This window comes from Pantoea coffeiphila (genome assembly GCF_016909495.1).
Classification (GTDB): Bacteria; Pseudomonadota; Gammaproteobacteria; order Enterobacterales; family Enterobacteriaceae; genus Erwinia; species Erwinia coffeiphila.
Genome location: NZ_JAFBFW010000002.1, coordinates 544,237 through 569,803 on the forward strand (window position 1 = coordinate 544,237; position 25,567 = coordinate 569,803).

23 protein-coding genes and 1 pseudogene are annotated in these 25,567 nt (G+C 55.6%); 13 read left to right on the forward strand and 11 right to left on the reverse strand.

Annotated features, from left to right (window positions below):
* Window positions 1-22: 22 nt before the first annotated feature.
* The 6 genes from JOE09_RS08210 to JOE09_RS26370 all read right to left on the reverse strand — a co-directional run bounded on the left by JOE09_RS08210 (window position 23) and on the right by JOE09_RS26370 (window position 6,466).
* Window positions 23-454 carry an OsmC family protein gene (locus JOE09_RS08210; RefSeq protein ID WP_105590976.1) on the reverse strand — a complete coding sequence of 144 codons (432 nt, stop codon included), beginning with the start codon at window positions 452-454 and terminating at the stop codon, window positions 23-25.
* A 132-nt stretch (window positions 455-586) separates the two neighbouring features.
* Entirely contained in the window at window positions 587-2,290 is a 1,704-nt protein-coding gene (locus JOE09_RS08215) for an ABC transporter ATP-binding protein (protein ID WP_205065414.1), read from the reverse strand.
* Window positions 2,277-4,040, reverse strand: a complete 1,764-nt coding sequence (locus JOE09_RS08220; protein WP_205065415.1) for an ABC transporter ATP-binding protein — start codon at window positions 4,038-4,040, stop codon at window positions 2,277-2,279. The genes JOE09_RS08215 and JOE09_RS08220 overlap by 14 nt, the downstream gene beginning before the upstream one ends.
* Window positions 4,041-4,058: 18 nt before the next feature.
* Window positions 4,059-4,460 (reverse strand): hypothetical protein, encoded by a 402-nt coding sequence (locus JOE09_RS08225; RefSeq protein ID WP_205065416.1) that lies wholly within the window; start codon window positions 4,458-4,460, stop codon window positions 4,059-4,061.
* Between the two features lie 15 nt (window positions 4,461-4,475).
* A complete protein-coding gene (locus JOE09_RS08230) occupies window positions 4,476-5,531 on the reverse strand; it encodes a hypothetical protein (RefSeq protein WP_205065417.1) in 1,056 nt (351 codons plus the stop codon).
* Window positions 5,532-5,566: 35 nt separating this feature from the next.
* Window positions 5,567-6,466, reverse strand: coding sequence for a helix-turn-helix domain-containing protein (locus JOE09_RS26370; protein WP_205065418.1), 900 nt, complete (start codon window positions 6,464-6,466; stop codon window positions 5,567-5,569).
* A gap of 125 nt (window positions 6,467-6,591) precedes the next feature.
* Here JOE09_RS26370 and JOE09_RS08240 point away from each other — a divergent pair, with 125 nt between their 5' ends.
* From JOE09_RS08240 to JOE09_RS08250, 3 genes are all read left to right on the forward strand, one after another.
* Window positions 6,592-8,616 (forward strand): TonB-dependent siderophore receptor, encoded by a 2,025-nt coding sequence (locus JOE09_RS08240; protein ID WP_205065419.1) that lies wholly within the window; start codon window positions 6,592-6,594, stop codon window positions 8,614-8,616.
* Window positions 8,617-8,918: 302 nt separating this feature from the next.
* A complete protein-coding gene (locus tag JOE09_RS08245; protein ID WP_205065420.1) occupies window positions 8,919-9,350 on the forward strand; it encodes an ApeI family dehydratase in 432 nt (143 codons plus the stop codon).
* On the forward strand, window positions 9,341-9,847 hold the full coding sequence (locus JOE09_RS08250) for an acyl-CoA thioesterase (RefSeq protein WP_205065421.1): 507 nt from the start codon (window positions 9,341-9,343) through the stop codon (window positions 9,845-9,847). The genes JOE09_RS08245 and JOE09_RS08250 overlap by 10 nt, the downstream gene beginning before the upstream one ends.
* On the opposite strand, the gene fabG is transcribed toward JOE09_RS08250, so the two are convergent.
* The gene (gene fabG / locus JOE09_RS08255; RefSeq protein ID WP_205065422.1) at window positions 9,833-10,591 is read right to left on the reverse strand and encodes a 3-oxoacyl-ACP reductase FabG; all 759 of its coding nucleotides are present in this window, start codon (window positions 10,589-10,591) and stop codon (window positions 9,833-9,835) included. The genes JOE09_RS08250 and fabG overlap by 15 nt on opposite strands.
* Before the next feature lie 401 nt (window positions 10,592-10,992).
* On the opposite strand from fabG, the gene JOE09_RS08260 reads away from it, so the two are divergent.
* The 8 genes from JOE09_RS08260 (at window position 10,993) to JOE09_RS08295 (ending at window position 18,233) form a co-directional block, all read left to right on the forward strand.
* On the forward strand, window positions 10,993-12,210 hold the full coding sequence (locus JOE09_RS08260; RefSeq protein WP_205065423.1) for a beta-ketoacyl-[acyl-carrier-protein] synthase family protein: 1,218 nt from the start codon (window positions 10,993-10,995) through the stop codon (window positions 12,208-12,210).
* 1 nt (window position 12,211) lies between these two features.
* Window positions 12,212-13,717 carry a phytoene desaturase family protein gene (locus tag JOE09_RS08265; RefSeq protein ID WP_205065424.1) on the forward strand — a complete coding sequence of 502 codons (1,506 nt, stop codon included), beginning with the start codon at window positions 12,212-12,214 and terminating at the stop codon, window positions 13,715-13,717.
* Complete coding sequence (locus tag JOE09_RS08270) at window positions 13,708-14,937, forward strand: beta-ketoacyl-[acyl-carrier-protein] synthase family protein (RefSeq protein ID WP_205065425.1); 1,230 nt, start codon at window positions 13,708-13,710, stop codon at window positions 14,935-14,937. The genes JOE09_RS08265 and JOE09_RS08270 overlap by 10 nt, the downstream gene beginning before the upstream one ends.
* Window positions 14,934-15,194: an acyl carrier protein gene (locus JOE09_RS08275; RefSeq protein ID WP_205065426.1), complete on the forward strand. Its 261-nt coding sequence runs from the start codon at window positions 14,934-14,936 to the stop codon at window positions 15,192-15,194. The genes JOE09_RS08270 and JOE09_RS08275 overlap by 4 nt, the downstream gene beginning before the upstream one ends.
* Before the next feature lie 18 nt (window positions 15,195-15,212).
* Window positions 15,213-15,656, forward strand: coding sequence for a hotdog family protein (locus JOE09_RS08280; RefSeq protein WP_205065427.1), 444 nt, complete (start codon window positions 15,213-15,215; stop codon window positions 15,654-15,656).
* Entirely contained in the window at window positions 15,653-16,537 is an 885-nt protein-coding gene (locus JOE09_RS08285; protein WP_205065428.1) for an alpha/beta hydrolase, read from the forward strand. Before JOE09_RS08280 ends, JOE09_RS08285 begins: the two co-directional genes overlap by 4 nt.
* A gap of 117 nt (window positions 16,538-16,654) precedes the next feature.
* Window positions 16,655-16,756 carry a YoaK family small membrane protein gene (locus JOE09_RS26375; RefSeq protein ID WP_205065429.1) on the forward strand — a complete coding sequence of 34 codons (102 nt, stop codon included), beginning with the start codon at window positions 16,655-16,657 and terminating at the stop codon, window positions 16,754-16,756.
* Window positions 16,757-17,216: 460 nt separating this feature from the next.
* Complete coding sequence (locus JOE09_RS08295; protein ID WP_205065430.1) at window positions 17,217-18,233, forward strand: GGDEF domain-containing protein; 1,017 nt, start codon at window positions 17,217-17,219, stop codon at window positions 18,231-18,233.
* A 64-nt stretch (window positions 18,234-18,297) separates the two neighbouring features.
* Here the strand turns inward: JOE09_RS08295 and JOE09_RS08300 are convergent, their stop codons facing one another.
* Entirely contained in the window at window positions 18,298-18,927 is a 630-nt protein-coding gene (locus tag JOE09_RS08300) for an OmpA family protein (protein ID WP_239552989.1), read from the reverse strand.
* A gap of 127 nt (window positions 18,928-19,054) precedes the next feature.
* Here JOE09_RS08300 and JOE09_RS08305 point away from each other — a divergent pair.
* Window positions 19,055-20,767, forward strand: a pseudogene (locus JOE09_RS08305) (flagellar biosynthesis protein FlhA); the annotation flags it as partial.
* Window positions 20,768-20,852: 85 nt separating this feature from the next.
* Here the strand turns inward: JOE09_RS08305 and JOE09_RS08310 are convergent.
* The gene (locus JOE09_RS08310; protein ID WP_239552991.1) at window positions 20,853-22,172 is read right to left on the reverse strand and encodes a serine hydrolase domain-containing protein; all 1,320 of its coding nucleotides are present in this window, start codon (window positions 22,170-22,172) and stop codon (window positions 20,853-20,855) included.
* A 531-nt stretch (window positions 22,173-22,703) separates the two neighbouring features.
* Here JOE09_RS08310 and JOE09_RS08315 point away from each other — a divergent pair.
* Window positions 22,704-22,862, forward strand: coding sequence for a hypothetical protein (locus JOE09_RS08315; protein WP_172606527.1), 159 nt, complete (start codon window positions 22,704-22,706; stop codon window positions 22,860-22,862).
* 46 nt (window positions 22,863-22,908) lie between these two features.
* Here the strand turns inward: JOE09_RS08315 and JOE09_RS08320 are convergent, their stop codons facing one another.
* Window positions 22,909-23,340: a PTS mannitol transporter subunit IIA gene (locus tag JOE09_RS08320; RefSeq protein WP_205065432.1), complete on the reverse strand. Its 432-nt coding sequence runs from the start codon at window positions 23,338-23,340 to the stop codon at window positions 22,909-22,911.
* A 39-nt stretch (window positions 23,341-23,379) separates the two neighbouring features.
* Window positions 23,380-24,777, reverse strand: a complete 1,398-nt coding sequence (locus tag JOE09_RS08325; protein WP_205065433.1) for a sugar porter family MFS transporter — start codon at window positions 24,775-24,777, stop codon at window positions 23,380-23,382.
* Between the last annotated feature and the right edge of the window lie 790 nt (window positions 24,778-25,567).

Consider the following 25,567-nt stretch of genomic DNA (forward strand, 5'->3'; position numbering starts at 1 on the left):
ATGGATAAGCCCCGTATTCAGACTAGTTTTCCAACTGATAATCGAGGGTGATTTCGGTACTCAGCAGCTTAGAAATCGGGCAGCCCGCTTTGGCCTGCTGAATGATTTTATCAAATTCATCTTTCGCGATACCCGGCAGCTTCACCTTGCTTTGCAGCGCCACTTTGGTAATGCCAAAGCCGCCATCGACTTTATCCAGTGAAACGTCGGCCACGGTATCAATACTCTCAGGCGTAAACCCGGCCTCGCCCAGCATCAGCGACAGCGCCATTGAGAAGCATGCCGAGTGCGCGGCCCCGATCAGCTCTTCGGGGTTGGTGCCGGGTTTGCCTTCGAAACGGGTATTAAAACCATAGGGCTGATTATCCAGCGCCCCACTCTCCGTTGAGATGGTGCCTTTACCGCGCTTGATATCGCCTTCCCAGTGCGCCTGTCCTTTCTTATGAATGGTCATCGTTATCCTCCGGTTGGTTTTCACAGCTACCAGTATAGTCACTGACTCAGTACCCGCAGAAAATCGGTCCGCTTGCAGAATATTCTGGTGTGGAAAACCACCTGATTTTTCCCGCACGCTAACCGTGCCGATTTACTCCTGCTCCTGCCACATCCGCCGATAGATCCCACCCTGTGCCAACAGTTGCTGATGACTACCGCGTTCGACAATCTGCCCATGCTCCATGACCAGAATCTGGCTGGCGTACTCCACGGTGCGCAGGCGATGGGCGATGATCAACACCGTGCGGCCGCGCGCCAGGCGGGTCAGCGCCTGCTGAATATCCGCCTGCGAAAGCGGGTCGAGCAGCGCCGTCACTTCATCCAGCAGGATCACCGGCGGGTCCTTCAGCATCATGCGGGCAATCGAAAGACGCTGCCGTTCACCACCCGACAAACGCTGGGCCCCTTCTCCCAAACGCGTGTGATATCCCTGCGGCAGCTGTTGGATAAATCCGTCGCAGCACGCCTCACGGCAGGCGGCGATCGCGTCGGCTTCACTGGCATCCGGCCTGCCAAGGCGGACGTTATCCAGCACCGAGCCGTCGAACAGCTGCACATCCTGGAAGACATAGCCAATACGCTGATACAGCGCGCGGGTACCGATCTGCGCCAGCGGCACGCCGCCGAGCGAAATTTCCCCCCGTTGCGGCTCATAGAAGCGTCCCAGCAGATGCAGCAGCGTGCTTTTACCGCTGCCAGACGGACCAACCAGCGCGGTGACGCTGCCTTCAGGCACAGCAAATGAAACGCCCTGAATTGTCGGCTGTCGATCGTAACTAAAATGCACATCGGTAAAATGGATCGCATTGTTTTCCGGCAGCGGCACGCTGTTCTCATCATTCAGCACCGGCTCGGCCATCAGCGCGTCCAGTCGCTGCTGCGACTGCCGCATCACGCTCATTAACGTGAAGTAAGCGGCAGCATCCAGCAGCGGCTCCAGCACCTTGATCGACACCAGTATAAACAGCAGCCAGGTCAGCGGATCGAGCGCCTGCTGTTGCAGCAGTCCTCCCGCCACGATAAACAGCACCACCAGTCCCAGTTCGGTAAACAGGCGGAACAGCTGCACCGCTCCGGCTCCCCAGGCTTCCAGCCCCATGCTGGCGCGGCGGATCTCACCGAACGCGTCGTCGAGCTTCGCCAGCATGCCATGATGACGGTGGAACAGCCGCAGCGTTTTAATTCCGCCGATAAACTCGATCAGCAGCCCGGACACCCGCAGCAGCCGCTCGCTCTGTAGATGGGTGCCGCGCAGTAAAAAGTGAGATCCCCCCCACAGCAGCAGCACTGCCAGCGGCAGCGGGGCAATCAGCGCCAGCGTTAGCGGCACGTTGATCGCCAGCAGGATCAAGACAAAAATCAGCGCGGTGCCGATCCCGGTCACCACTTCCGGCAGCAGATGAGAAAAAATCTGCTCGACCCGCATCATATGGTCGGTCAGTAGCTGGGTGGTGGCCCCGAGCCGGTGGCGCTGAAAGTAACCCAGCGGCAGCCGACGCAGCTGTTCCGCCGCCGCTTCACGGTAGCGCTGCATCACCTCGTAGCTGCCAACAAAGCACCAGAGCTGACCCACGTGGGAACACAACAGCTGCACCAGCAGGCAGGCCAGCAGTGCCGTCAGCACCTGCGGCCAATGCGACCAGCTTCCGGCCCCCGGCGTGATGTCGCCGATCGCCAGCCAGGCAATAAACAGTGGCGCAACCGTACACAGCTGGGCTATCAGCCTCAGCAGCATCCCGGTCAGCACCTGACGGCGGCCTTCCGCACTGCGCTGAAGCGGACTAAGCATTGACATGGGTATCTTCCTCACGGCGGATTTGCCACTGTGCCAGCTGAGACTGGCTGTGCCACATCTGTTGATAAAGCCGGTGCTCACTGAGCAGTTGCTGATGCGTTCCGCATCCGGTTAACCGCCCCGCTTCCATCACCAGCAAACAGTCGGCCTGCTGAACGGCGAACAGCCGGTGAGCGATGGTCAGTACGGTAACCTTCGGGCGCTGCTGGCGGAGTTCCCGATAGAAGGCGGCCTCGGTGAGCAGATCGGCAAAAGCGGTGGCCTCGTCAAGGATCAGCAGCGGCGTCTCCGCCAGCAGAGCGCGCGCGATGGCGATACGCTGGCGTTCACCGCCGGAAAGCCGCGCCCCGCCCTCGCCGATTGTTGTCGCCAGCCCCTGCGGTAACGCCTCGACAAAGGCGCGCCCCTGAGCAATTTCCAGCGCCTGCCACAGCTGTTCATCGCTGGCCTGTGGCTGAGCCAGGCGCAGGTTGTCGGCCAGCGAACCTTTGAACAGAAACACCTGCTGGCTGACCACCGCCAGCAGCGAGGCGCGGGTGGCATCATCCATCTCGGCCAGCGCCATGCCGCCCAGCGTGATCGTCCCACTCGTTGGCGGCAGCATCCCCGAAAGCAGTCCTGCAAGCGTCGATTTTCCTGCGCCGGATGGCCCCACCAGCGCATAAAAGCCGCCTGGCACAAGGGTGATATTCAGCGCATCAATCACCGTGCGCTGCTCGTAGCTGAAACTCAAATCGCAGGCGCTCAGCGTAATATCGCTCTGCGAAGTCACCGTGGCGGCGGAATGTCCCTCTGAAGCATCATCAAGAAACGGTGCCATCCGGCTCAGACCGGCGAACAACTCACGGATCAGCGAACCAAAAAAGGTCACGCGCAGCAGCGGCTTCAGCAGCCCGCTGCCGAGCATCAGGATCAGCAGCAGCGCAGAAACCGACAGCGTGCCCTGGCTCACACGCCACAATCCCAGCGGCAGCAAAATAAAGATGCTGGCATTCAGCAGCACCACAAACAGCGACCAGGCAGGAACCGCTCGGCGGGTAAAGCGTACCACCAGCTGGTGATAGTCTCGCAGGCTGTCGTCCAGCAGGCGGAAAGAACGCGCATCCTGGCTAAACGCCTTCATCACCGGGATGCCGCGCACGTACTCCACGATCGCCGAATTCAGGCGCTCGGTCGCCAGGTGATAGTCCCGGGTACGCTCGGCCATACCGCGCAGGCACAGACGCTGGGCGACAATTGCCAGCGGCACGGTCAGCAGCGCCGCCAGCGCCATTTTCCAGTCCAGCCAGAACAGAAAAAGTGCAGCAATCAGCGGACTGAATAACGCAGAGATCAGATCGACGGTGTGGTGGGCAATAAAATCCTCAAGCCGCTGCACGTCGTTCATGATGATTTTGCGCAGGCTGCCCGCGCTGAAGGGGGCCAGCTGCATCAGCGGCAGCCGGGTCAGGGCGCGGGCAATGCGCAGGCGGGTGTGGTGCAGCACGCGGAAGGCGGCCAGATGGCTGAAATAGCCCGCCAGCGAAGCCAGCAGATATTTACACACCAGCGCCAGCGCCAGCCAGCCTCCCAGATGCAGCAGCGAACCACCCTGCTCCACCACGCCCACCGCCCGCCACAGCAGATACCAGGGCAGTAGCTCCAGCAATACGCTGCTGGCAGAGATCGTCAACGCCAGCAGCAGCGTTGATTTTTCAGCAGCAAGAAGCCGCCGCAGCGTCAGCAGCGGTGATACCGTTTCAACTGTCATAGTCTGTCCGAAGTGGGGTTAATTAAGATCCTGCAGCCAGCGTTGCGCCTGCTGTTCCGCCTGCTGCCCGCTGGCAACAACTTCGTAGGGATAGGGTATGGTGCGGGTGGTCAGATAGCGCAGCGCTTTACGCCACAGCGAACGGCGCTTAGCCTCATCCGGCTCGACCCTAACCGCGCCCCGGCAGTAGCGCTGCTGGGCAGCGCGCGTTTCGCTGCCCCATTTCTTATACAGGCGAAAGAAGTGGGCGGAATCTTTCGGCAGCTCCACGCCGCTGAAAATCAGCACGAACGGCTGCTGGCGATCGAGCACCGCCTGCAGCGCCGCGATGTGCTGCGGTGCATCCTCATCCGCCACGCGCTCGGGCATCACATAGTGCACCAGCGGCCAGGCGCGGGTATCAATCATCACATCAGACATATCAAACCTCAGCAGCTAACGATAAGAAGAAGGCTCGTAACGGGCGACAAACAGCCGCTGACCGGTGAACGCCATCGGCGAATCCGCCTGCGGCCAGCTTTGCAGCAGCGCAAAGCCCGCCTGGCTCAGCATCTGCTGACAGCGATGCTCGCAGTGCGCTTCCAGCTGTCCGACACGTGCGTGAGCCTGGACCGCCGCAGGTGTCACCCAGTGCAGCGGCCGCTCTGCGGTATTCTGTAGCAGCATCAGCACCGCACCCGGCGCCAGCCAGGACCGCAGCTCGGCCAGCAGATGATCAGGGGAAGGCTGATTGAGCAGGTCGCTCAGCACCACCGCATCATGCAGGCTGTCGCCGGGCAGCTGGTCGGCCAGTGAGCGTTCGCTATCCAGCGGCACCACCGAGGCGGCAACGCGGGTAAGGCAGTCCTGCAGGCGCGGGGGCGTATGGCCCAGCGCCAGCAGGCTGGGAACGTCGCTACGACTCTCGTCCAGCAGCAGGGGCAGCACGCTGACGGCGATGCCGGCAAAATAATCGCTGATAATTCCCGGCATATGCAGCAGCTGATGCAGATTCAGATCCGGCCGCCAATCTTTCGCCAGCGACGGTGCGCGAAGCCAGTCTTCCATCTGCATTGAACGGCTGAAGAGCGCATCCGCCAGCGGCGTTGCATCGTCCAGCCAGTTCATTAGCTGCCGCAGGCGATGCCGTGCATCATCAATACGCTGTTCCAGCTGGTACTCTGCGGGCGCACACGGCGCCAGCGTCCAGATATCATCGTCGTGGCTGTCCAGCAGCCCCTCATCAAGTAAGTGCAGATGCCAGCGCTGTAGCAGTTCGTCGAAGCAGGGGGCAATCCGCAGCTGCTGACGGCGATCGGCAATCTGCCAGCGATCTTCTGCACAAAATTCCAGCCGCATCAGACTGTGCAGCATCAGCAGCGGAGCCAGGCTTTCGCTTTCGGCGAGAAACGCCGCCAGCGCGGCACGGCGACGATCGTCCGGCAGTTGCCCGGCAGCGTTGCTTCCGGCACGCAGCCACGCGGGCTGCGGTTGATTGATCTGGCTGTTCATCTCTACTCCCGTGCGGCTAAATGTGTCGTGGCGGTTCAGCCCGCCATGCGGACCTGCTGACAGCTGCTGCGATAGCGCCCCGGCGGCTGACCATACTGACGCTGGAAAAATCGCGTCAGATGGCTGGCGTGGGCGAAGCCGCAGCGCAGGGCGATATCGCTCAGCGGCAGCGCGCTCTCTTCCAGCAGGTTTTGCGCCAGCTTTAGCCGACACTCAATCACATAGTTCCATGGCGTGATGCCAAACATGGCGCGGAAGCCGCGTTTAAACGCCATCAGGCTCAGCCCGGCGGTGCGCGCCATTTCTTCAATCGACAGCGGTTCGCTGGCCTGCTGGCGGATCACATCGCGGGCGGCAATCAGCCGCTTACGCTCGCGGCTGGGCAGCCGGGATGCCGTCGGTAGCGGACGCGCTTCCTGCTGCGTTTGCAGCTGCCCTAACGCCAGCCACAGCGCGTTCAGCGCCAGGCTTTCAAGATGCAGTGCAGCCAGCGGCGAAGCTTCATTCCATCCCTGCTGAATCGCCATAATCGTCGCCTTCAGCGGTTCGGTTAGCGCTGCGCTAAACACCTTCGGCTCATCACCGGGTACTCGCAGGCCGCACTCTTCCACCAGCGACAGCAGCTCCGGCGAGAAGTCGACGATCAGCAAATGGTAAAAGTGATGCCGCGGGAAAAAATCATAGCCCTGGCAGCGGCCGCTGGCGCAGGAGAGCCAGAAGCTGTCCGCGCAGTAGTGCTGAATCGCCTGCCGGTTGAGGCGGAACCATCCGGCCCCCTCGCACATCATCACCAGCGACAGGTGAGCATCGCCCTCCCCGCGCAGTTCCAGATCGTCGGCCAGCGTGGCCTGCACCGAGGTTAAACGGATCTTCGGCGTCAGCTGCCACCGCCGCATTCCCGACGTTGGCAGTTTAGCCAGCTGTGAATCAGACACAAGGCCCTCCGAGTGATAATGATTTTTATTTAGCTTTATCGTGCAATGTTCGTCCGTACTGTGCAACCGTTTTTCGGCGGCGTTCACGTAAGCTCGATTTTTTCTTTACTCACCGGGATGCCTCTATGCTTGTCTTGCGCCTTACTCCTTTGGTCATCAGCAGCCTGCTGCTCAGCCCCCTCGCGCTGGCCGCAGGTTCCAACAACTCACCGTCAGATACGATGCTGGTCAACGCCAGTAAACAGTCACCGGACTCGGCTTCCGCAAAGAACGTTTCCTCGGTGAAGGTCAGTGCGGAAGAGCTGGCGCAGGCCAACGTGACGCGCACCGACGAGCTACCCAAAGTGCTGCCGGGCCTGACGATGGGCAACAGCGGTAGCCTGATTTTCCAGTCGGTGTCGCTGCGCGGCATCTCGTCGGCGCAGGACTTCTATAATCCGGCGGTCAGCATTTACGTGGATGGCGTCCCGCAGCTGTCGACCTATGCCATGCAGGCGCTGGGCGATGTGGAAAGCGTGGAGATGCTGCGCGGCCCGCAGGGAACGCTGTACGGTAAAAGCGCGCAGGGCGGGATTATCAACATCGTCACCCGAAAACCGGATGACACGCCGCGCGGCTATGTGGAAGGCGGGATCGCCAGCCGGGACGGCTATCACACCAAAGTGAATCTGAGCGGCCCGCTGGCCCCCGGCCTGCTGTACGGCAGCGCCACTCTGCTGAGGCAGGTGGATAACGGCTCGATGACCAACCCGGCGACCGGCAGCGATAATCTGGGCGGCTCGCGTACCAATCTGGGCGATTTCCGTCTGCGCCTGGCACCGGAAGACCAGCCGTGGGAAGCCAGCGTGGCGGTTAGCGAAGAGTGCACCCACGCCACCCAGGACACCTATCTGCCGTACGATAATGAAAGGAGCCGCACGCTGGAAATCAGCGACGGCAGCGGCGATCCCCATCTGCGCCGCTGCACGCACAGCCAGTCGCTGAGTACCCAGTACCGTACCGACGGCTGGCTGTTCAGTCTGATCGGTGCCTGGCAGCAGCAAAACTATCAGCGTGAATTCCCCTATTCGGCCTATAACGCCAGCCTGCCGGAACGCTGGAATCAGGACACCCAGGAGCTGCGTGCGGCCACCTTCGGCGGCAACACGCCGGTGGATATGGTGTTTGGTCTTTACCGCCAGAACAGCCGGGAAACGGTGGACTCCGCCTACACTTACAGCGGCGTTCCCATCAGCAGCACCCGTGGCTGGACGGCCAACGAAACGCTGGCCGCCTACAGCGATCTGACCTGGCACCTGACCGACCGCTTCGACCTCGGCGGCGGCCTGCGCTACTCCCACGATAAATCCAAAACGGATTATAACGGCAGCAGCATGGGCTACGGCTGGGGTGACAAAGGCAAAACCCGCGACGACAATCTGCTCGGCCAGGTATCGGCAGGCTGGCAGTTTACCCCGGAACTGCGTGGCTATGTGCGCGTGGCCCAGGGCTATAAACCGGCCGGGTTCAGCATCCAGCCGACGCCGATGGTCAGCGCCGCGCCGTACGATGCGGAGAAGTCGATTAACTATGAAATCGGCACCCGCTACGAAGGCGATGCGCTGCGGGTTCAGGGCGCGCTGTTCTACACTCACACCAAAAATCTACAGCTCTATTCCGGCCCGGTGGGCTATCAGAGCCTGAGCAACGCCGGTGCCGCCGATGCAACGGGCGCTGAACTGAGCGCGAGCTGGACGTTTACACCGGGATGGTCCTGGGATGTTAACGGCAACTGGGTGCGTTCCGAGTTTACCGGCGACAGCGAACTGTATGCCGATAACCGCGTGCCGTTCGTGCCGCGCTTCAGCGCCGGAACCAGCCTGAACGGCATCGTTGATACGCCGTGGGGGGCACTGACCCCGCGCCTGGCGCTAAATCTGGTCGGCGAGCACTATTTCGACGGTGATAACACCCTGCGCCAGGGCAGCTACGCCACCACTGATATTCGCCTTGGCTGGCAGGCAACCGAGCGGGTGAATATTGCCGCTTATATCGACAACCTGATGGATCGCCGCTACCGCACTTACGGCATCGTGCAGAACGGTGCGGCCTATGCCCAGGTAAACAATGGACGTACTGCGGGTCTGGATGTCCGGGTCGATCTGTTCTGATTGATAACTCACGGGGTGGTGATGTGTCCACCCCGTATTATCTCATCATTAATTTCAACCCCAACCCCAATTTCAATCCCAACTCCAACCCCAATATTTATTATCATTTACTGATAATTAGAATTACGCATCAAATATCAAACAACTCCAGCAATCACACCATTTCCTAAAAAATCATTCACACTTAGTTTCCAAAGAAAATATCCAACCCTTACAAAATAATGAAATCTCACCACATGACATCGGGCAATAGCCTAATATAGATATCCAACGCCATTTCACGACAAAAAACAGATTATCTGATGAGTATCATTGACAAGACTGTCTGCACCCAAAGGGAGAAGAAGATGCCCGGATTATCCGAAGAATTATCCCGATTTGTCGTTTCACCGCCGCAATTAATTTGCCGGGAAGGCGAGCCGGATAAAATGCACTGTAGTTTTATTTTAACGGCTGAATTTTCCGGCTTTCGCGGCCATTTTCCCGATAACCCGCTACTGCCAGGAATCGTACAAATTATGCTGGCCCGCTACACCGCTGCCGCAGGAAAAAGTGCGCAGCTGGCCGGTATAAAACGCTGCAAATTTTTACATCCAATAAAACCGGGGGAAACGGTGTCCGTTGCCGTTAAACCAGGCCGCCATACTGGCGAGTACCAGGCGGTGATTTCCAGCAATGAGATAGATTGCACAAGCCTCGTTTTCGAACTGGAACATACCGAGGCATGGCAATGACGCGATATCCCTATTTTACTTCATCGCACTGCCTTGACGGCAGTGCGGCACCTGCACCGATTGAATACTGCGTTGACCGTGTTGTACGTTTTGACGAAGTGGACTCGCTGGAAATTGTCTGGCACGGGCACTATGCCAGCTACTTTGAAGATGCACGCGTCGCGCTGGGGGAACATTTGGGTATCGGTTATTCCACGCTTTATCGGGAGCAGGTCCCGGCACCGATTAAACAACTTTTTGTTAACTATCATCGCCCGCTGGCATTTGCCGAACGCTGCCGGATAGTCGCTTGCCTGCACTGGAGCGAAGCGGCGCGGATGAACATGTCTTATAAAATTATTAACACACAGGGCGAGACGGTCGCAACGGGCTTTAGCGTGCAGATGTTTACATTAAAAACGGGAGAGTACCTGACCCAGCAGCCCGACTTCTATGCCGCATTTTGTCAGCGCTGGAAGCTGGGTCAGATCCCTCCTTTGCTATCAGCCGGTAAATAATCCACCGTTAACGCCAATCACCTGGCCAGTAATATAGCTGGCCCCTTCAGAAGCGAAAAAGCTGACAACGGACGCCACCTCTTCGGGTTCGCCAACGCGGCGCAGTGGGATCGTATTGCTAATGCTTTCCAGCGGCAGCGCCGATGTCATATCGGTACTGATAAACCCCGGGGCCACGGCGTTAACCAGAATATTGCGGCGCGCCAGCTCAACCGCCAGTGAGCGTGTAGCACCAATTAACCCGGCCTTCGCTGCAGAATAGTTTACCTGGCCCGCAACGCCGGTTTGCCCGGCGGTGGAGGCGATATTGATAATGCGGCCCCCCCGCCTGCGCTGCATTGCCGGCAGCACGGTCGAGGTCACATTGTAAAAGCCCCCCAGGTGCACCTGCAACACACGGTCCCACTCCTCACGCGTCATCATCGCCAGGACCTTATCGCAGGCGAAACCGGCATTATTCACCAGCACCGCAGGCGCGCCGAACTGCTCGATCAGCGGCTCCAGCACCTCACGGCATTGTTTGGCGTCAGAGACGTCAAAAGGCAGTAATCGACACTCCCCTCCGGCAGCGACGATTTCATCACGCAGCGCTTCGGCAGCAGCGTGCTCACGGCGATAGTTCAACCAGAGTGAAAAACCATCTCCGGCCAGCCTGCGCGCAACAGCAGCGCCAATTCCCCTGCTCGCCCCGGTCACCAGAGCGACGTGGCGCCCTGGCCTCTGTCGTGTTGCCGTTGTATCCATGTTAATTATCTCCTTCGTATATAGAACAGGGCCTATAAGCTACTCGATAATCATTTTAACTCTATTTAAAATTAAAAAATTATTACATTAGAATAATAATATTCATTAATTAGAAACCGCAGAAACATAAAAAATTATTTTTAATAACCGCAGCATTAATAATTAAAATGAAAAACGGCACCAAACGGTAAGATGCCAAAACAATATCTATTAATGATAAAGCACTTTAAACGATAACTAAATAGAGCCTTTTTTACATCTGGCACTTAAGAGCATATTGCCAGTACGGATTACTTGCAGACGTAAGCATATCCCCACGCAGGATTGCGGGGGTTCTATTGTGAATAGAATGATGCCTTGCGCATCGTATTAATATTCCATCATTCGAACAGGGAGTGGATATGTTACACCGTGTTGCTATTACAGGATTAGGTATTGTTTCCAGTATTGGAACCTCAGTCAGTGAAGTCACTGATGCGTTGTATCACGGCCGTTCTGGCATCGTCATCGATCCTGTACGGCAGGATTTAGGCTTTAATTCACCGTTAACCGGTGCAATAAAAAACTTCTCTCCCCGTTTTCCGCTAAACCGTAAACAACGTAAAACCACGCCGCAGTTCGTTGAATGGGCTGCTGAAGCCGCATTTTGCGCTCTGGATGATTCCGGCCTGTCACCCGATGACATTCGTAACGACCGAAGTGGATTGATTTTTGGCTGTGACTCCAGCGTCCTGGCCGGTATTGAACAGGCCAACCGCCTGGAAGAGGTGCGTGATACGTCACGGCTGGGCAGTGGTCTGGTATTTCAGTCGATGACCTCCACCACCACCATAAATCTCAATGCCATTCTGGGTACGCAGGGAGCAAGTTGGTCAATCAGCGGTGCCTGTGCCAGTAGCGGACACGCGGTGGGCCAGGCCGCAGACCTGATTATGCTTGGCCGCCAGGATCGCATCATTTGCGGCGGGGCGCAGGAAATCAACTGGCAGGCCACCTGTAGCTTTGATGGACTGGGCGCGTTTTCAACCCGCGTTGATAGCCCGCAGTCAGCCAGTCGGCCGTTTGCTAAAAGCCGCGACGGGCTTGTACCCGGCGGCGGTGCCGCCGTTTTAATGCTGGAACGCTACGATCTTGCCGTTGCACGCAGGGCACAGATCTGGGGAGAAATTCTCGGCTACGGCTTCTCATCCGATGGTGAAAATATCGTCGCGCCGAGCCGCACCGGGCTGGGCCGCGCAATGCGTATGGCGCTGAAAAATGCCGAACTGATGCCGCAGGATATTTCCTATCTTTGCGCGCACGCCACAGCGACCCCGCTGGGGGATGCGATGGAAGCCGGAAACATTCTTGATATTTTTGGCGAGCGCGGCGTGCCGGTTTCTTCAACCAAATCCATGACCGGCCACGAATTGTGGATGAGCGGGGCCGCCCAGGTGGTGTACAGCTGTCTGATGGCAAGGAACGATTTTATGGCCGCCAACATTAACTTTGATGGGGCCGATGAAGATACTTCGCATCTGGACATCATTACCGAAATCCGCCAGCAACCGTTAACGTCAGCGCTGTGTAATTCGGCAGGTTTTGGTGGCACCAACTCCAGCCTGGTAATAGGTTTTTAATATGGCAACCAGACCTTCAGCCGTGATTATCGGGGCGGGCGCTTCAGGAATGGTGTCTGCGCTGTTACTCGCCATGCATGGCTATCGCGTGTCAATCGTCGAGCGAGCGAAAGAACCGGGCGTCACTCTGCGCGGCTTTCTGAAAAGTCGTGTCTACTTCGACAGCGGCGTTCACTTTGCCGGTGAACTGTCGCCACATGGCGTATTAACCGCCTATCTGCGTTATCTGGGTATACGCGATCTGCCCAGCGTCGAGTTCGATCGTCACTGCTTTGAAACCGTGCGTTTTTCCGATCGCGGTGACTTTTCGCTGGCCGCCGATTACGACAAAATGCTGGCAGGGCTCTGTGCCGATTTTCCCGCAGAAAAAGAGGGAATCCATCGCTATATGGCCGACGTTAAGGCCGCCTATTATTCATCAGCATTTCACACGCTACAGGGCTCCCCCTTCAGGGATGAAACCGATCCTCGATGGCATATCCCACTCAAGGACTATATTGCCGGTTATATCCGCGATCCCTGGTTACAGTCCCTGCTGGCGATTCCCTGCCTGTACCATGGCGTTTCACCTGAGAACGTCTCTTTCCTGCAGCACGCCCGCGTGGCAGGGACGCATTTTGGCGGCGTCCGTACCTTTGCCCAGGGTGGGCTGTCGCTGGTTAAAGCGCTCGAACAGCGCCTTGCCGAAGAAGGTGTCGTGCTGCATTGCAATCGTAGCGCCGTGCAGATCCACTGTAAATCTGACGGTACGCTGAGCGAAGTCGAACTGGATAACGGCGAGCGTCTGGGCTGCTCTGTCGTTATTTACACCGGACACCCCTGTTTTCTGCCGCAGATGCTGCCAGAAAAAGCGCTGCGCCCGGCGGCGGTGAATCGCATGAATCAGCTCTACGATGGCATGTCGGCACATCTGCTGTATCTTTCCGGTGGAACCGAGCCGCCGCCGCTGCTGGATAAAAAGAATCTCCTTTACTGTCAGCATGCCCGGTCATTTACCGAAGCTTTTAAACCTCATCATCGGGGTACTGCGGGGCCGTTTTATATTATGCCGGGCCCGTCAGTGCTTAACCGCGAAAGTGGACTATTTGATTCCGTTGATTTTGTTGCGGCGATCCCCTGTGACGCTGCGGAATACCGTGCTTTTTACGGCTCCGGCAACGGCAAACGCCCCTCCGCCTACCGGACGCAGAAAAAGCAGCGTCTCAAAGAGCTTTACGCCTCATTATGCCGGTCCGTACCTGAAATCGAGGGATTGAGGCTGGTGGACGGTGCCACTCCCGCGACATTACAAAAGTATCTCTATTCACCGGGCGCGGGAATGTACGGCGTAGCACACGATATAACGCAGTTTAATCCGCTGCCGGTGACTCGTGTTGCTGGCCTGTTCGTGGCTGGCCAGGCGGTGACCGGCCCGGGGGTGATGGGCGCGACGATTTCAGCGTTTCTCGCCTGTGGCTATTTGCTGGATCACCAGAATCTACTGAACGGGGTCAGAACATGCCGTTAAGAAGAGTCGTTATCACCGGTGTGGGTGCCGTATCTCCTTTCGGTGCCGGTGCAGAGAAAATGATGGCCGCCTTAACCCGTGGTGAATCGGGGATCGGCCGCCTGCCGCAGCACGACTACAGCGATACGCAGGACGTGCCGCAAGTTGCCGGGCGCGTCCCGCGTCTGGACACAACCCGTATTCCACGCCGTCATCGTCGCACGATGTCCCCGATGTCCTGCTGGAGCCTGCTGGCCGCAGAGGAAGCGTTGGCACAGGCTGCCTTTCCTCGCGAACGGCTGTCCGATCCGCGCTTTGGCGTTATCGTGGGTTCAACAATGGGCAGCATTGATACCTGGCGTTCTATTTTTGAAAACTACCTGGTTGCCCGTCAGTTTGCCGCCGTTAAAGCGCGTGATTTCTTCCGCATTATGGGCCATTCCGTCGCGTCAAATCTGGCGCAGGCACTGGATATTACCGGCCGGGTGATGGCAGTAACATCAGCCTGCGCCTCCAGCGCCCTGTCGATCGGTATGGCCTATGAGGCGATTGCCTGCGGCCTGCAGGATGCGATGCTGTGCGGCGGAGCCGATGAATTCCATCCGCTGACTATTGCAACATTCGATCATATGGCTGCCGCTTCAAGAGGCTTCAACGAGCATCCTCACGCCACGCCACGTCCGTTTGATCAACAGCGTGACGGCGTGGTCTGTGCAGAAGGCGCCGGGATACTGCTGCTGGAATCCCGCTCAAGGGCCCTGGCACGAGGCGCGACAATTCTGGCAGAAATTACCGGGTTTGCCTCCGCCAGCGATGTGTCGAGTATTGCTAATCCCGATCCGTTACCGCTTCGCCGCTGCATGCAGCAGGCACTGAATCATGCCCAACTTCCGGTAGATGCCCTGAGCTACATTAACGCCCATGCCACCGGCACACGGTTAGGCGATATCGCCGAGAGCGAAGCGATTGCCGGGCTGTGCGGAAAGCTGGTGCCGGTATCCAGCCTGAAGGGACATCTGGGGCACACCATGGCAGCCAGCGGCGCACTGGAGCTTATCGCCTGCATCGGCATGCTGCAGCAGGAAGTCCTGATCCCTACACGCAATCTTGATAATCCCGATGAGCGATGCGACAGCATTCGCCACGTCAGCGGGATTACCAGTACGCCGGTACAGCACGTACTGAAAAACAGTTTTGCCCTTGGGGGCATTATTTCAACGCTGATATTAAGGAAAATATGATGGACAAGAACGCACTGAAGGAAAAAGTTAATCAGATCCTGGCTGAAGAATTCGAACTGGAGCTGAGCGATCTGCAGCCCGAAGCGAAGCTGTACGAAGATCTGGGGCTGGACAGCCTCGATGCCGTTGACATGGTCGTGGCTTTCGAAAAAGCGTTTGCTATCAATATTGGTAAAAATACCGAACTGGTGAGCATCAAAACGCTCGGTGAACTTCAGGAGTTCATCTTAAAAACGTCCATTGCCCAGGCCGTCTGAATATTACGAGGAGCACGGATGACATTCCCCTTATCGGCGCAGAGCCTGATCCCTCATCGCGAAGGAATGTGTTGTATCGACAGTATTCTCAGTATCGAGGGACCGCGGGTGCAGGCATCCGTAAAACTGCACGCCGGTCATCTGTTATTAGATGAAAACGGTACGCTCGATCGCTGTGGTTATATCGAACTTGCGGCTCAGGCAGCCTGTGCATTAAAGGGTGTCGATGCCGTCAAAGGCCAGGAGTCTGCCACTGCACTGCTGGCCTCGGTCAATAATTTTCAGCTCTTTGACGATGCAGGAACGGGAGAAACGCTGCTGATTTCTGTTGCCATCACCACTGAACTTGCTGACCTGTCCATGCTGGAATTCAACGTTGCCTGCGGGCAACGTTTACTGGCCCGTGGAGAATTGAAAGTGTTTTATCAGGCAGATAATGAACGGAGTATCACTGCACAATGACCACTGCTATTTTTCACCGGGGAAGCCGTATCGCCGTGCTGTTAATTCACGGACTTACCGGTACGCCAAAAGAAATGGACTCTATCGCGTTGCGTCTGCACCGTTATGGATTTACCGTTTCTATTCCCGTGCTGCCGGGCCACTGCTCGGATATGAACGCATTGCTGAAAACGACCCGGCTCGACTGGCTACGGGAAATCGCCGCTGAATATAAGCGGCTGACTGAAGAAGGCTATCAGGTTTTCGCCGGTGGTCTGTCAGCCGGAGCATCAATGGGGATTATTCTTGCTCATCATTTTCCTGATATGCGCGGGCTGGCGCTCTACGCCATCACGCTGAAATGTAACGGCTGGGCGGTATCAAAATTCTCATTTATGCTGCCGCTGTTGCTTAAAATCCCGCTGTTCCGCAACAACTATCACTTTCAGGAAGCGCCGCCGTATGGCATCAAAAACGAACAGCTGCGCGAGCGTATCGTGCTGAAACTGCAAAGCGGGGACAGTTCGGCCGCCGGCCACACCAACACACCGGGAGTGATGCTGCGCGAGGTACTGCGCCTTGCCGGGGAGGCAAAAAAAGTGATGCCGACAACCCGAGTGCCGGCTCTGTTAATCCACGCACGTGAGGACGACGTGACGGATATTTCCAATTCCCGTTACGTTGAACGGCACTACGGTGGTAAAACCGAATTTATTCAGCTGGAGGAAAGTTATCATCTGGTGACCATCGATCAGGAGCGTCAGCAGGTAGCAGAGGCCACCGCGCGCTTCTTTTATCAGCAGCTGGATGAGCATGAACGCCAGCAGCTTGCCGCATCCGCACGCAAAAAAATCCCGGGTATCGAATCGCAGCCGGAACCGGGGGGTAATCTGAAAAAGTAAGCAGTCGGGCTGTTTTCAGCGATCGTCAGCAGCGGCGCCTGTGCTATCATCGCCGCCAGCGCGCCGTTATTTCGGACGGTGCAACACTCTTTCAGCCCCCTTCAAAGGTATGCAGCCGTGAATAAAGGAGCGATAGCCCCTACCGTTATCTTTATTGCCGCAATGGCGTTTTTGGTATGGTTTATCGCTTCCGGCGCGGCAATGCCCGGCAGTCAGTAAGCAGGATCGGCAAACTGGTTGGACCAATATTGAATGGCACAAATCTGATAACGCCATTAATTAACACAATATATCTGCGTTGATACCTGTACGTATTGATCATTGCGTGTATAAATTGCATAATTTTTTTCATCTGTAATTATGCACTTCTGAATACGTTTACGCTTTTTTTACCAAATAAAGTCGATTGGCTCCGGCACTTTAGCTGGCGAATCACAACGCTGATGTTTATCAGGCGCAGATTGCCCCGCTACCAGGATAGCAGGCGCTTACGGGTCGTTATCATTACGTCTGTCATTATCTGCTGCTTTATAACAAAACTTACTGAATTTAGTGAATTTAATAACGTGAGACGCTTCCGCATATTCATATATATAGCGAGAGGCAGCCCGTTAGCTATTAGTAAAATTAGCCTCTGCTTTCAGGGGCATGCTTGACCTCACTACCAGGAAAAAGATCTATGTCCGAAAACTTGATTGAACGTATTTCAACGGCGCTGGGATCGGAAAAAACGCTGGAAGGATTTGTGCGCCAGCTGCTGGAAATGCTCGAACTGGTTACCGATATGGAATCAACCTACCTGACGCATATAGATGACGCCGAAGGGCTTCAGCATATCCTGTACGCCCGCAACACGCAGAAAATGCAGATCCCAGAAGGCCTGTCGGTGCCGTGGCAGGATACGTTGTGCAAACGCGCGATGGAAGATGGCCGCAGTTTCACCAACGATGTGCCCGGCGTCTGGCCCGATTCCGAAGCCGCCAAAGCGCTCGGGATCACCACCTACCTCAGCACGCCGGTTATGCTGGGCGACGGCATGCTGTACGGCACGCTCTGCGCCGCCAGTGCGCAAAGCCACCCGCTGTCCGGTCGTGCGGAACAGATCATCCATCTGTTCGCCGAACTGATCGGCCAGTATATTCGTAAAGAACAGCTGCTTCAGGAGCTGCGCGAAGCGAACGACGCGCTGACCGCCGTCAGCATGACCGATGAACTGACCGGGCTCCCCAATCGCCGTTCGGTGTTCAACTATCTGCCAAAACTGTTTGCCGCGGCGGCAATAGAGGAACGATCGGTGCTGGTTGCCTTTGTCGATCTCGACGGTTTTAAAGCCATTAACGACAGCTACGGCCATGAAAGCGGCGATCGTTTTCTACAGTCGATAGCGCAACGGCTGCGCCAGTTTGCCGGGCCGGAAGATATCATCGGCCGTCTGGGCGGGGATGAATTTATCATTGCCAGTCTGGGACCGCAGCTCGACACCGTCAGCGACGATCACGTGCAGACGTTTAAAGCGCAGCTGGCGGAGAAACTGACAGGAAGGTATGAGCTGCGCGGCAATCTGATTGATTATGGCGGGGCCAGTCTGGGCGTCATCGCGGCGAATCCGCTGGCCTGTACGCCGGACCTGGCGGTCCACGATGCGGACAGCAGCATGTACCAGGATAAAATACGCCGCAGGCATGTGCAGCATTAAAAAAAAACCGGCGGCAAACTGCCGCCGGCTGAGCCCGGACTTCTGACTCAAGGCACTGACAGAATCACTGCAGGCGTTCGGCAATCGGTTTAACTACCTTGACGCCGTTACGCCCGTAAAATTGATACAGCGTGTCCGATGCCGACTGGGTCAGCACCATAATCTCGATGCGGCGGTTACGGGCCGACAGCGGGTTCTTCGGGTCCAGCAGCATGCGATCCGCCATCGCGTTCACCTGCAGTACCCGCTTCGCCTCCAGTCCGCCTTTCTCCAGCACCGTTCTGGCCGCCAGCGCGCGATCGCCGGACAGATTCCAGTTGTTATATCCGGCGTTGTCGCGGTAGTTAGCCGCATCGGTGTGCCCGTTAATGATCACTTTGTTATCAATACGGTTAAAGACCGGGGCCAGCTCGCTGAGCAGTCGAGTAAAGAAAGGGGTCATCTGCGCACTCCCGCGTTCGAACATCACCCGATCGTCATCGTCCTGCAGCAGAATGCGCAGGCCCTGCGGGACTTTTTCCAGCGACAGATTACCCTGCGCGTTTAACTCCGCCGTGATACGGGCTATCGCCTCGCCCAGTTCATTGAGCTCGCGATCCGAACGCGACAGCACATTTTCCAGCGACTCCGGCTGCGACTGTTGCTGTTCAGTGGGTTCGATCTCCTCGGCGGCTTGTACAGGCAGGCTGGTCATGATGGGCGCAGGACCGGCAATTGCCGCCGGATCGCTAATCGGGCTGAATACCGTGCCGTCAAAAATCGAGGTCCCGTTCAGGTTAGCGACAATCTCCTGCCGCTCCTCTTTTGACACCGCGCCCACAATCAACTTCGTGGTGGTCACCAAAGGGGCAGAGCGTATTTCCGAAGTGTCGGCGCGCTTTACCCTCGATGCCCTGCCCGGTAAACAGATGGCGATTGATGCCGATCTCAACGCCGGACTGATTAATCAGGAGCAGGCGCGCGTCCGCCGTAAGGACGTGGCCAACGAAGCTGATTTCTACGGCGCGATGGACGGCGCCTCCAAGTTTGTGCGCGGCGATGCGATTGCCGGGATTATGATCCTGATCATCAACGTGGTCGGCGGTATTCTGATCGGTATTTTCAAGCACAATATGGATGCCGGCCAGGCGTTCGATCAGTACGTGCTGCTGACCATCGGTGACGGCCTGGTGGCGCAGATCCCTTCCCTGCTGCTGGCCACGGCGGCAGCGATTATCGTCACCCGCGTGAGCGATGACGACAGTAGCGGAATTTCCGACGATATCCACCGCCAGCTGATGGCGAAACCGGCAACGATTTATACCGCCGCCTTCGTGATGTTCGTGCTGGCGATTGTGCCGGGCATGCCGCATCTGGTGTTCCTGGTGTTTACCGCCCTGCTGGTGTTTACCGCCTGGCGACAGAGCAAGGTTATCGAAAAGCCCGCGCAGAGCGAGCAGGATATCGCTGCGCTGGCCAGCGCGCTGGACGACAGCGACAGCGTAAACGTCTGCTGGGAAAGCATCCCGCTGATTGAGCCGCTGGGGCTGAATCTCGGCTACAAGCTGGTGACGCTGGTGGATAAATCGAAGGGTAATCCGCTGACTCTGCGCGTGCGCGGCGTACGCCAGGTGGTGTCAGAAACCAGCGGCGTACTGCTGCCGGAGATGTCGATTCGCGAAGACTTCCGCCTGAAACCGGCGCAGTACGCCATTAAGGTGAACGGCGTGCGTACGGCAGTGGGCGAGGTTCATCCGGATCGCCTGATGGCGATCCCAACGGCGGAACAGTACGGCGAGATCGACGGCGTGCTGGATACCGATCCCGCCTACGGCCTGGCCGTCACCTGGATCACCCCGGAGATGAAACCGCAGGCGCTGAACCTCGGGTATCAGGTGGTGGACTGCGCCAGCGTTATCGCCACGCATATTAACCGGGTCACCCGCGAGCATCTGCCGGAGCTGTTTAACTATGACGATATCACCCAGCTGAATCTGCGCCTGTCGGGTACGGCACCCAGACTGGCTGAAGATCTCAACGCCGTGCTGAACTACAGCCAGCAGCTGAAGATTTACCGCCTGCTGCTACAGGATCAGGTTTCGCTGAAGGACATCGCCACCATTGCCACCACGCTGGTAGAAAGTGCGGCGATCACCAAAGATGCGATTCTGCTGGCCTCCGATGTGCGCTTCGCCCTGCGCCGGGCGATGGTGGCGGCAATAGCGCCTGACAATAAGCCGCTGTCGGCCTACACGCTGGACAATACATTGGAAAACCTGCTGCTGGGGTCGCTGAACCAGGCACAGCAGGCCGGAAAAGTCAGCCTGGACAGCTTCCCGGTCGATCCCAATATTCTGACCCAGCTGCAAACTACGCTTCCGGTGGTGCTGGAACAGCTGAAGGCGCAGAACCTGACCTCCGTACTGCTGGTCACGCCGCAGCTGCGGCCGCTAATTGCCCGCTACAGCCGTCTGTTCGCCGCCGGGCTGCACGTGCTTTCCTATAACGAAGTGCCGGATGAGGTGGATCTGCGCATTGTGGGTACGGTGAGCTGACAATCAGCAGCGCGGCATCCCAGTGGAAAAATGCCGGGGCAAAAGGCCCCGGGAAGATGCTGATTTGGCTGACGGGCAAAAAGCATCACGGTTTTTTCAGCGCCTCCGCCACCGCATTAAAGAACACGGAGTTTTCCAGAGGCTGCCGATCGGCGGCCGGTTCCGCATCTTCCCAGGTAGACCACTGCACCATCACCAGATTCTCATTCTTATTGATGGCTATCAGCTGGCCGTAGATACCCATCGCCCACATGCCCTCCTTCGGGTTGCCGTCGCCTTTGGGCGCCACGTTTTCAGCATTGACCGGCACGTTATGGTTCCACCACTCATAGCCGTAAACCCCTTCGGGATAACCCGCCGAAACGGAGTTCTTCGCTTTGGTCCAGTTGGTGGCCTCTTCCAGCCAGTGCTCGGGCAGCGTGGCGCTACCGTCAGGCAGGAATCCGTTTCCCAGAATATAAAGACCGAAGCGCCCCCAGTCTTCCAGCGTGGCGTTAAAACCGTGGCCGCCCATGTCGTGCTTGTCCTTCTCATAGGCGTGCCAGATTCCGTCACTGGCCATGCCAAACGGCATCCAGATGCTATCCTGCAGGTTTTGCGCGATGGTTTTTCCCGTCGCTTTCTCCAGAACATCGCCCAGCAGCCACGCACCGCCGGTGTTATAAGACCACACCTCGCCGGGTTTGATCGACGGGTCGCGCTTCAGGCCGTGTACCAGGTTGTAGACACAGTCATAGGTCCCCGATTTAGCTTCGCACTGGGTAAGCGTAGAGAAATCAGAATGTGGATCGGCGTAGTTTTCGTTCCAGGTGACGCCGGACGTATGCTGGATCAGCTGTTTTAGCGTTACGCCATCCCACGCCGTTCCCTTAAAGTCCGGCTCATAGCGCGTAATTTGATCGTCGAGAGAATGAATTTTTCCCTGCTTGATGGCGATTCCCACCAGGGTTGAGACGATGGATTTGCCGACCGAACGCGAGGTCCACAGTGTCGTTGGGGTATTGCCGTGGTAATACTTTTCCAGCACGACCCTGCCGTCTTTGATAATCAACAGCGCCTGTAGATCCTGATTTTTAACGTAGTCCTTATAATGATGCACCTTGCCCTGGTACTGATAAGTGATATCCATCAGCTGTTTTTCCTGCCGCAGCAAGGGATAAATGTTATCACCGTGCCGGAAGCGATCCCCCGGGTAGTTGCGGTAATCGTTACGAAAACCCACGGTTCGCTGCTGTTGATTCCAGGTCAGCATATTCTTCACATTAGGCAGGAGTTTATCGCAGGGCTGAGGAGCCCGCGTTAATCCGTCAACTTCACAGGCGCTGTCCTCAGCGCTGCCGTTTCCCGTCATCAGCGCCAGCGACATCAGCGCAAGTGGGATGGCCATCACGATGTTTTTTTTCATGGTTAATTCCTTTTAGTCGTCCTGCTTGTGAATCAAACAAACAATGTCCTTAATTAAGATTATTCGTGCTGCACTAACGGTATACACCTGAGAAAATTACGCCACGAGGCAAAATTTGCTATTGCCACGTCGCACTCCTTAACGGTCGAAGATTAAAACTGCCAGAAACTTCCGAATTTACCTGTTCCGACATGCAGGCGCGTGCAATGTTGCGCAAGCGCACAGCGATCAAGACCGGGCCAGGATATAAAAATCATTCGGCACCAGAATTGGAAATCGGAAAATCAGGCTGAGCGTTCGCTTCGGATGCAAAAATAACGCCACGTAACAAAAAAGAGCCTGACAGCACCACTATCAGGTGGCGTAGCAATCAGTAGCGCTAAGGTTTAATGCCGAAAAAACAAAAATAAAAAACATTAACTTATTGATAATAAACAAAACCACTCTTAACAAATGATAATTATTTTTTAATCGGGGTGGCAAATCAGAAAAGTCAGTATAGGATTATTCTCAAGAGAGAAAGGAGCCAGCATGTCAACATTTTCCATCATTTCCCTGCCGATGTTTGCGGTAGGGCTGGGTTTAATGACGCAATTTTACAGCAAGAAAGATCTCAACTTCCTGGTGCCCGGTGTGGTACTGATGACCGCAGGCCTGGTGAATACATTAATCGGCATTGGTATGAGCTAATGGGAAGAAAACCCATAGATACGCAACGTATCTATGGGTGAGGATGTTATTTCCGGTTAAGAATTCTCAGGAAATCTTTTTCACTGGAAATTAATGAGAGTGCATTAGAGATAATCTCGTCGCTAAAGATAGAAGCCACATCACGCAGGACATCGATGTGCTCTTTCTCTTTTGCTATTACGCCAATTGCAATAAACATGACGTTATTCCGATCCCAGATCACGCCATCCGGGAACTGGAAAATCTCAATGCCGGTTTTCACGATGATATGATTTTCCGACTTCGGTAAATGCGGCAGGGTGATGCCGTTGCCGAGGAAAGTCGAAACCTGATGCTCCCTTTCATTCAGAAAAGCAACGCAGTCCTGGTTTACATACCCTTTAGCCTTAAACTCTTTACCGACCATCTCTAACACTTCGGCTTTATTTTTTGCCTGCCGTCCAAGATGCAGGTTTTCAACGGTAATAATATCAATCATAGTCCGCCTCCTTTTTATTGAATCCACACTATCACGCTATCAGTTTCCGGCAGACAGTTCTTCTTCCAGCTGCTCCAGCGATTTGTTGGAGGTTTCCGGAAGTGCCTTGACGACGAACAGAATGGCCAGATAGTTAATAACGGCGAAGATCAGGAAGACAGGACCCAGACCCAGTTTTGCCTGCAGTAACGGGAACAGGTAGCTGACGATCGCGTTCATCACCCACATAAAGAAGACTGAAATACCCATCGACAGACCGCGAACTTTCAGCGGGAACAGTTCAGCCAGTACCACCCAGGTCAGGAAGCCCATGGTGCCCTGCATGACGCCAACGAAGATCGCCCCCAGCAGCCAGATAACGGTGGCTTTCATATCCCCAACGAGGAAGTAGTCGGCACCGGCAATAATCAGGTGCAGCGTTGCCATCAGCGCAAAACCGTAGACGATCAGCGTTTTACGTTTGAAGCGGTCAACCAGATACATTACGCCAAAGATCATACCGCCAACGGAGAAGACGCCGTTCAGCACGTTACAGATCAGCGACATTTTTTCGGAGAAGCCGGCGGTTTTCAGGATTTCCGTGCCGTAATACATAATGACGTTAACGCCGGTGGTTTGCTGCAGGGCGGCCCAGGTAATACCCACCAGAATCAGTTTCATGATCCACGGCGTGCTGAAGATCACCGAAGTGGCGCTTTGCGTGTGCAGCTTCTTCTCTTTTTCAATCTCAATTAAGGTGATGATGTCCTGGTATTCCTGCACCGCGCGCGCTTCAGGACGGATCTGTTTTAAAATCGCCAGCGCTTCTTCCCGGCGGTTTTTACTGATTAACCAGCGCGGACTTTCCGGTGCACGCCACATACCGATGAGCAGGAAAATGGACGGCAGCGCCTGTACCAGCAGCATGTAGCGCCAGACCTCCGGCAAATGCCCCCAGATAAGGCCGATGACCGCATTCACCGCAAAGGCGGCCAGCTGGCCAATAACAATCGCGACTTCATTCAGCCCGGTCAGCCTGCCGCGCATTTCCGTCGGGGCCACTTCCGAGATAAAGGTTGGGGCGGTTACCGAGGCTCCCCCTACGGCGAATCCGAGGATAAATCGGGCAATAAGCAGGCTGGTGACGTTTGGCGCGGCGGCAGATAAAATTGCGCCAATAAAGAAGACAAAGGAGAGATAAATCAGGTACTTTCTGCGGCCGAAGAAGTCAGCCATTTTACCGCCGCCGATACTGCCGAGTGCAGCACCAATCAGCAGGACGCTCATCACCAGACCTTCGGTGTCCGGCGTCAGAGCCATGTTTTCTTTTAATGAAGAAAAGGCACCATTAATAACACCGGTATCATAGCCAAACAGCAGGCCGCCGAACGTTGCTACTAATGTTATCTGATGTAATCGTTTTCGTTGTTGCGTATTAAGATTCATCAATAAAGACATATACATATCCTTTCATTAAATGACTCGCAAACCCCGGAAATTTAATAAAGTAATACCTCACCGCCTCATTTATGAGGAAATGAAATTTTTCCTGGCGTTTTTAAGCAGGGTAAAGGGTTCTATTTAATAATTAAAAAATACGAAATAACCAACCTGGCACGATAATAAAACTTATTGTTACTCCCCCTGATACATTTTACTTATTCAATTTAAACCTTAAATTTTCCGCACAATCTATTAACGGTCATGATGAGATAATATATTTCACCCACGTCAGCTCATACCGCCTTCCAGACCGTTTCGGTCTTCGACTGTACGCTTCCTCCAGGGAGTGTCCGCAACAACGATTCAGGTTCCTTTCTGCCTCAATCGCGTCAGACGCGTTGGTGACCCCTATTTCATCATCTCAGCAAGATTCATCACTCTTCCGTTTTTTACCTGCTGATAACATAGCACTCAAATCGAAATCAAAATTCTACACAAATCACAAAATGACCTTTTAGTTTCATTAATATTCAGTTTTTCGACTTTACATTTCATTACACGAAACCGCCATTACTGCATGATTAACCATGTTTTTTTTACTTAAACGGGTAACTAATAGGGATATTATTGAAAACGTTACGGGTAACCGCTTCATAAATTTTCATCATTAACAAGTATTTCATTTCAAAAAATCACGTCGTTAGAAAAAAAATTCCACTAAACCAGACCTGCTTTTCATAGCAAGAATTTGCAGATTTGTGTGAAATCAGGCCCGGGAAGAGAATTGACGTCAGAATGCAAAGTC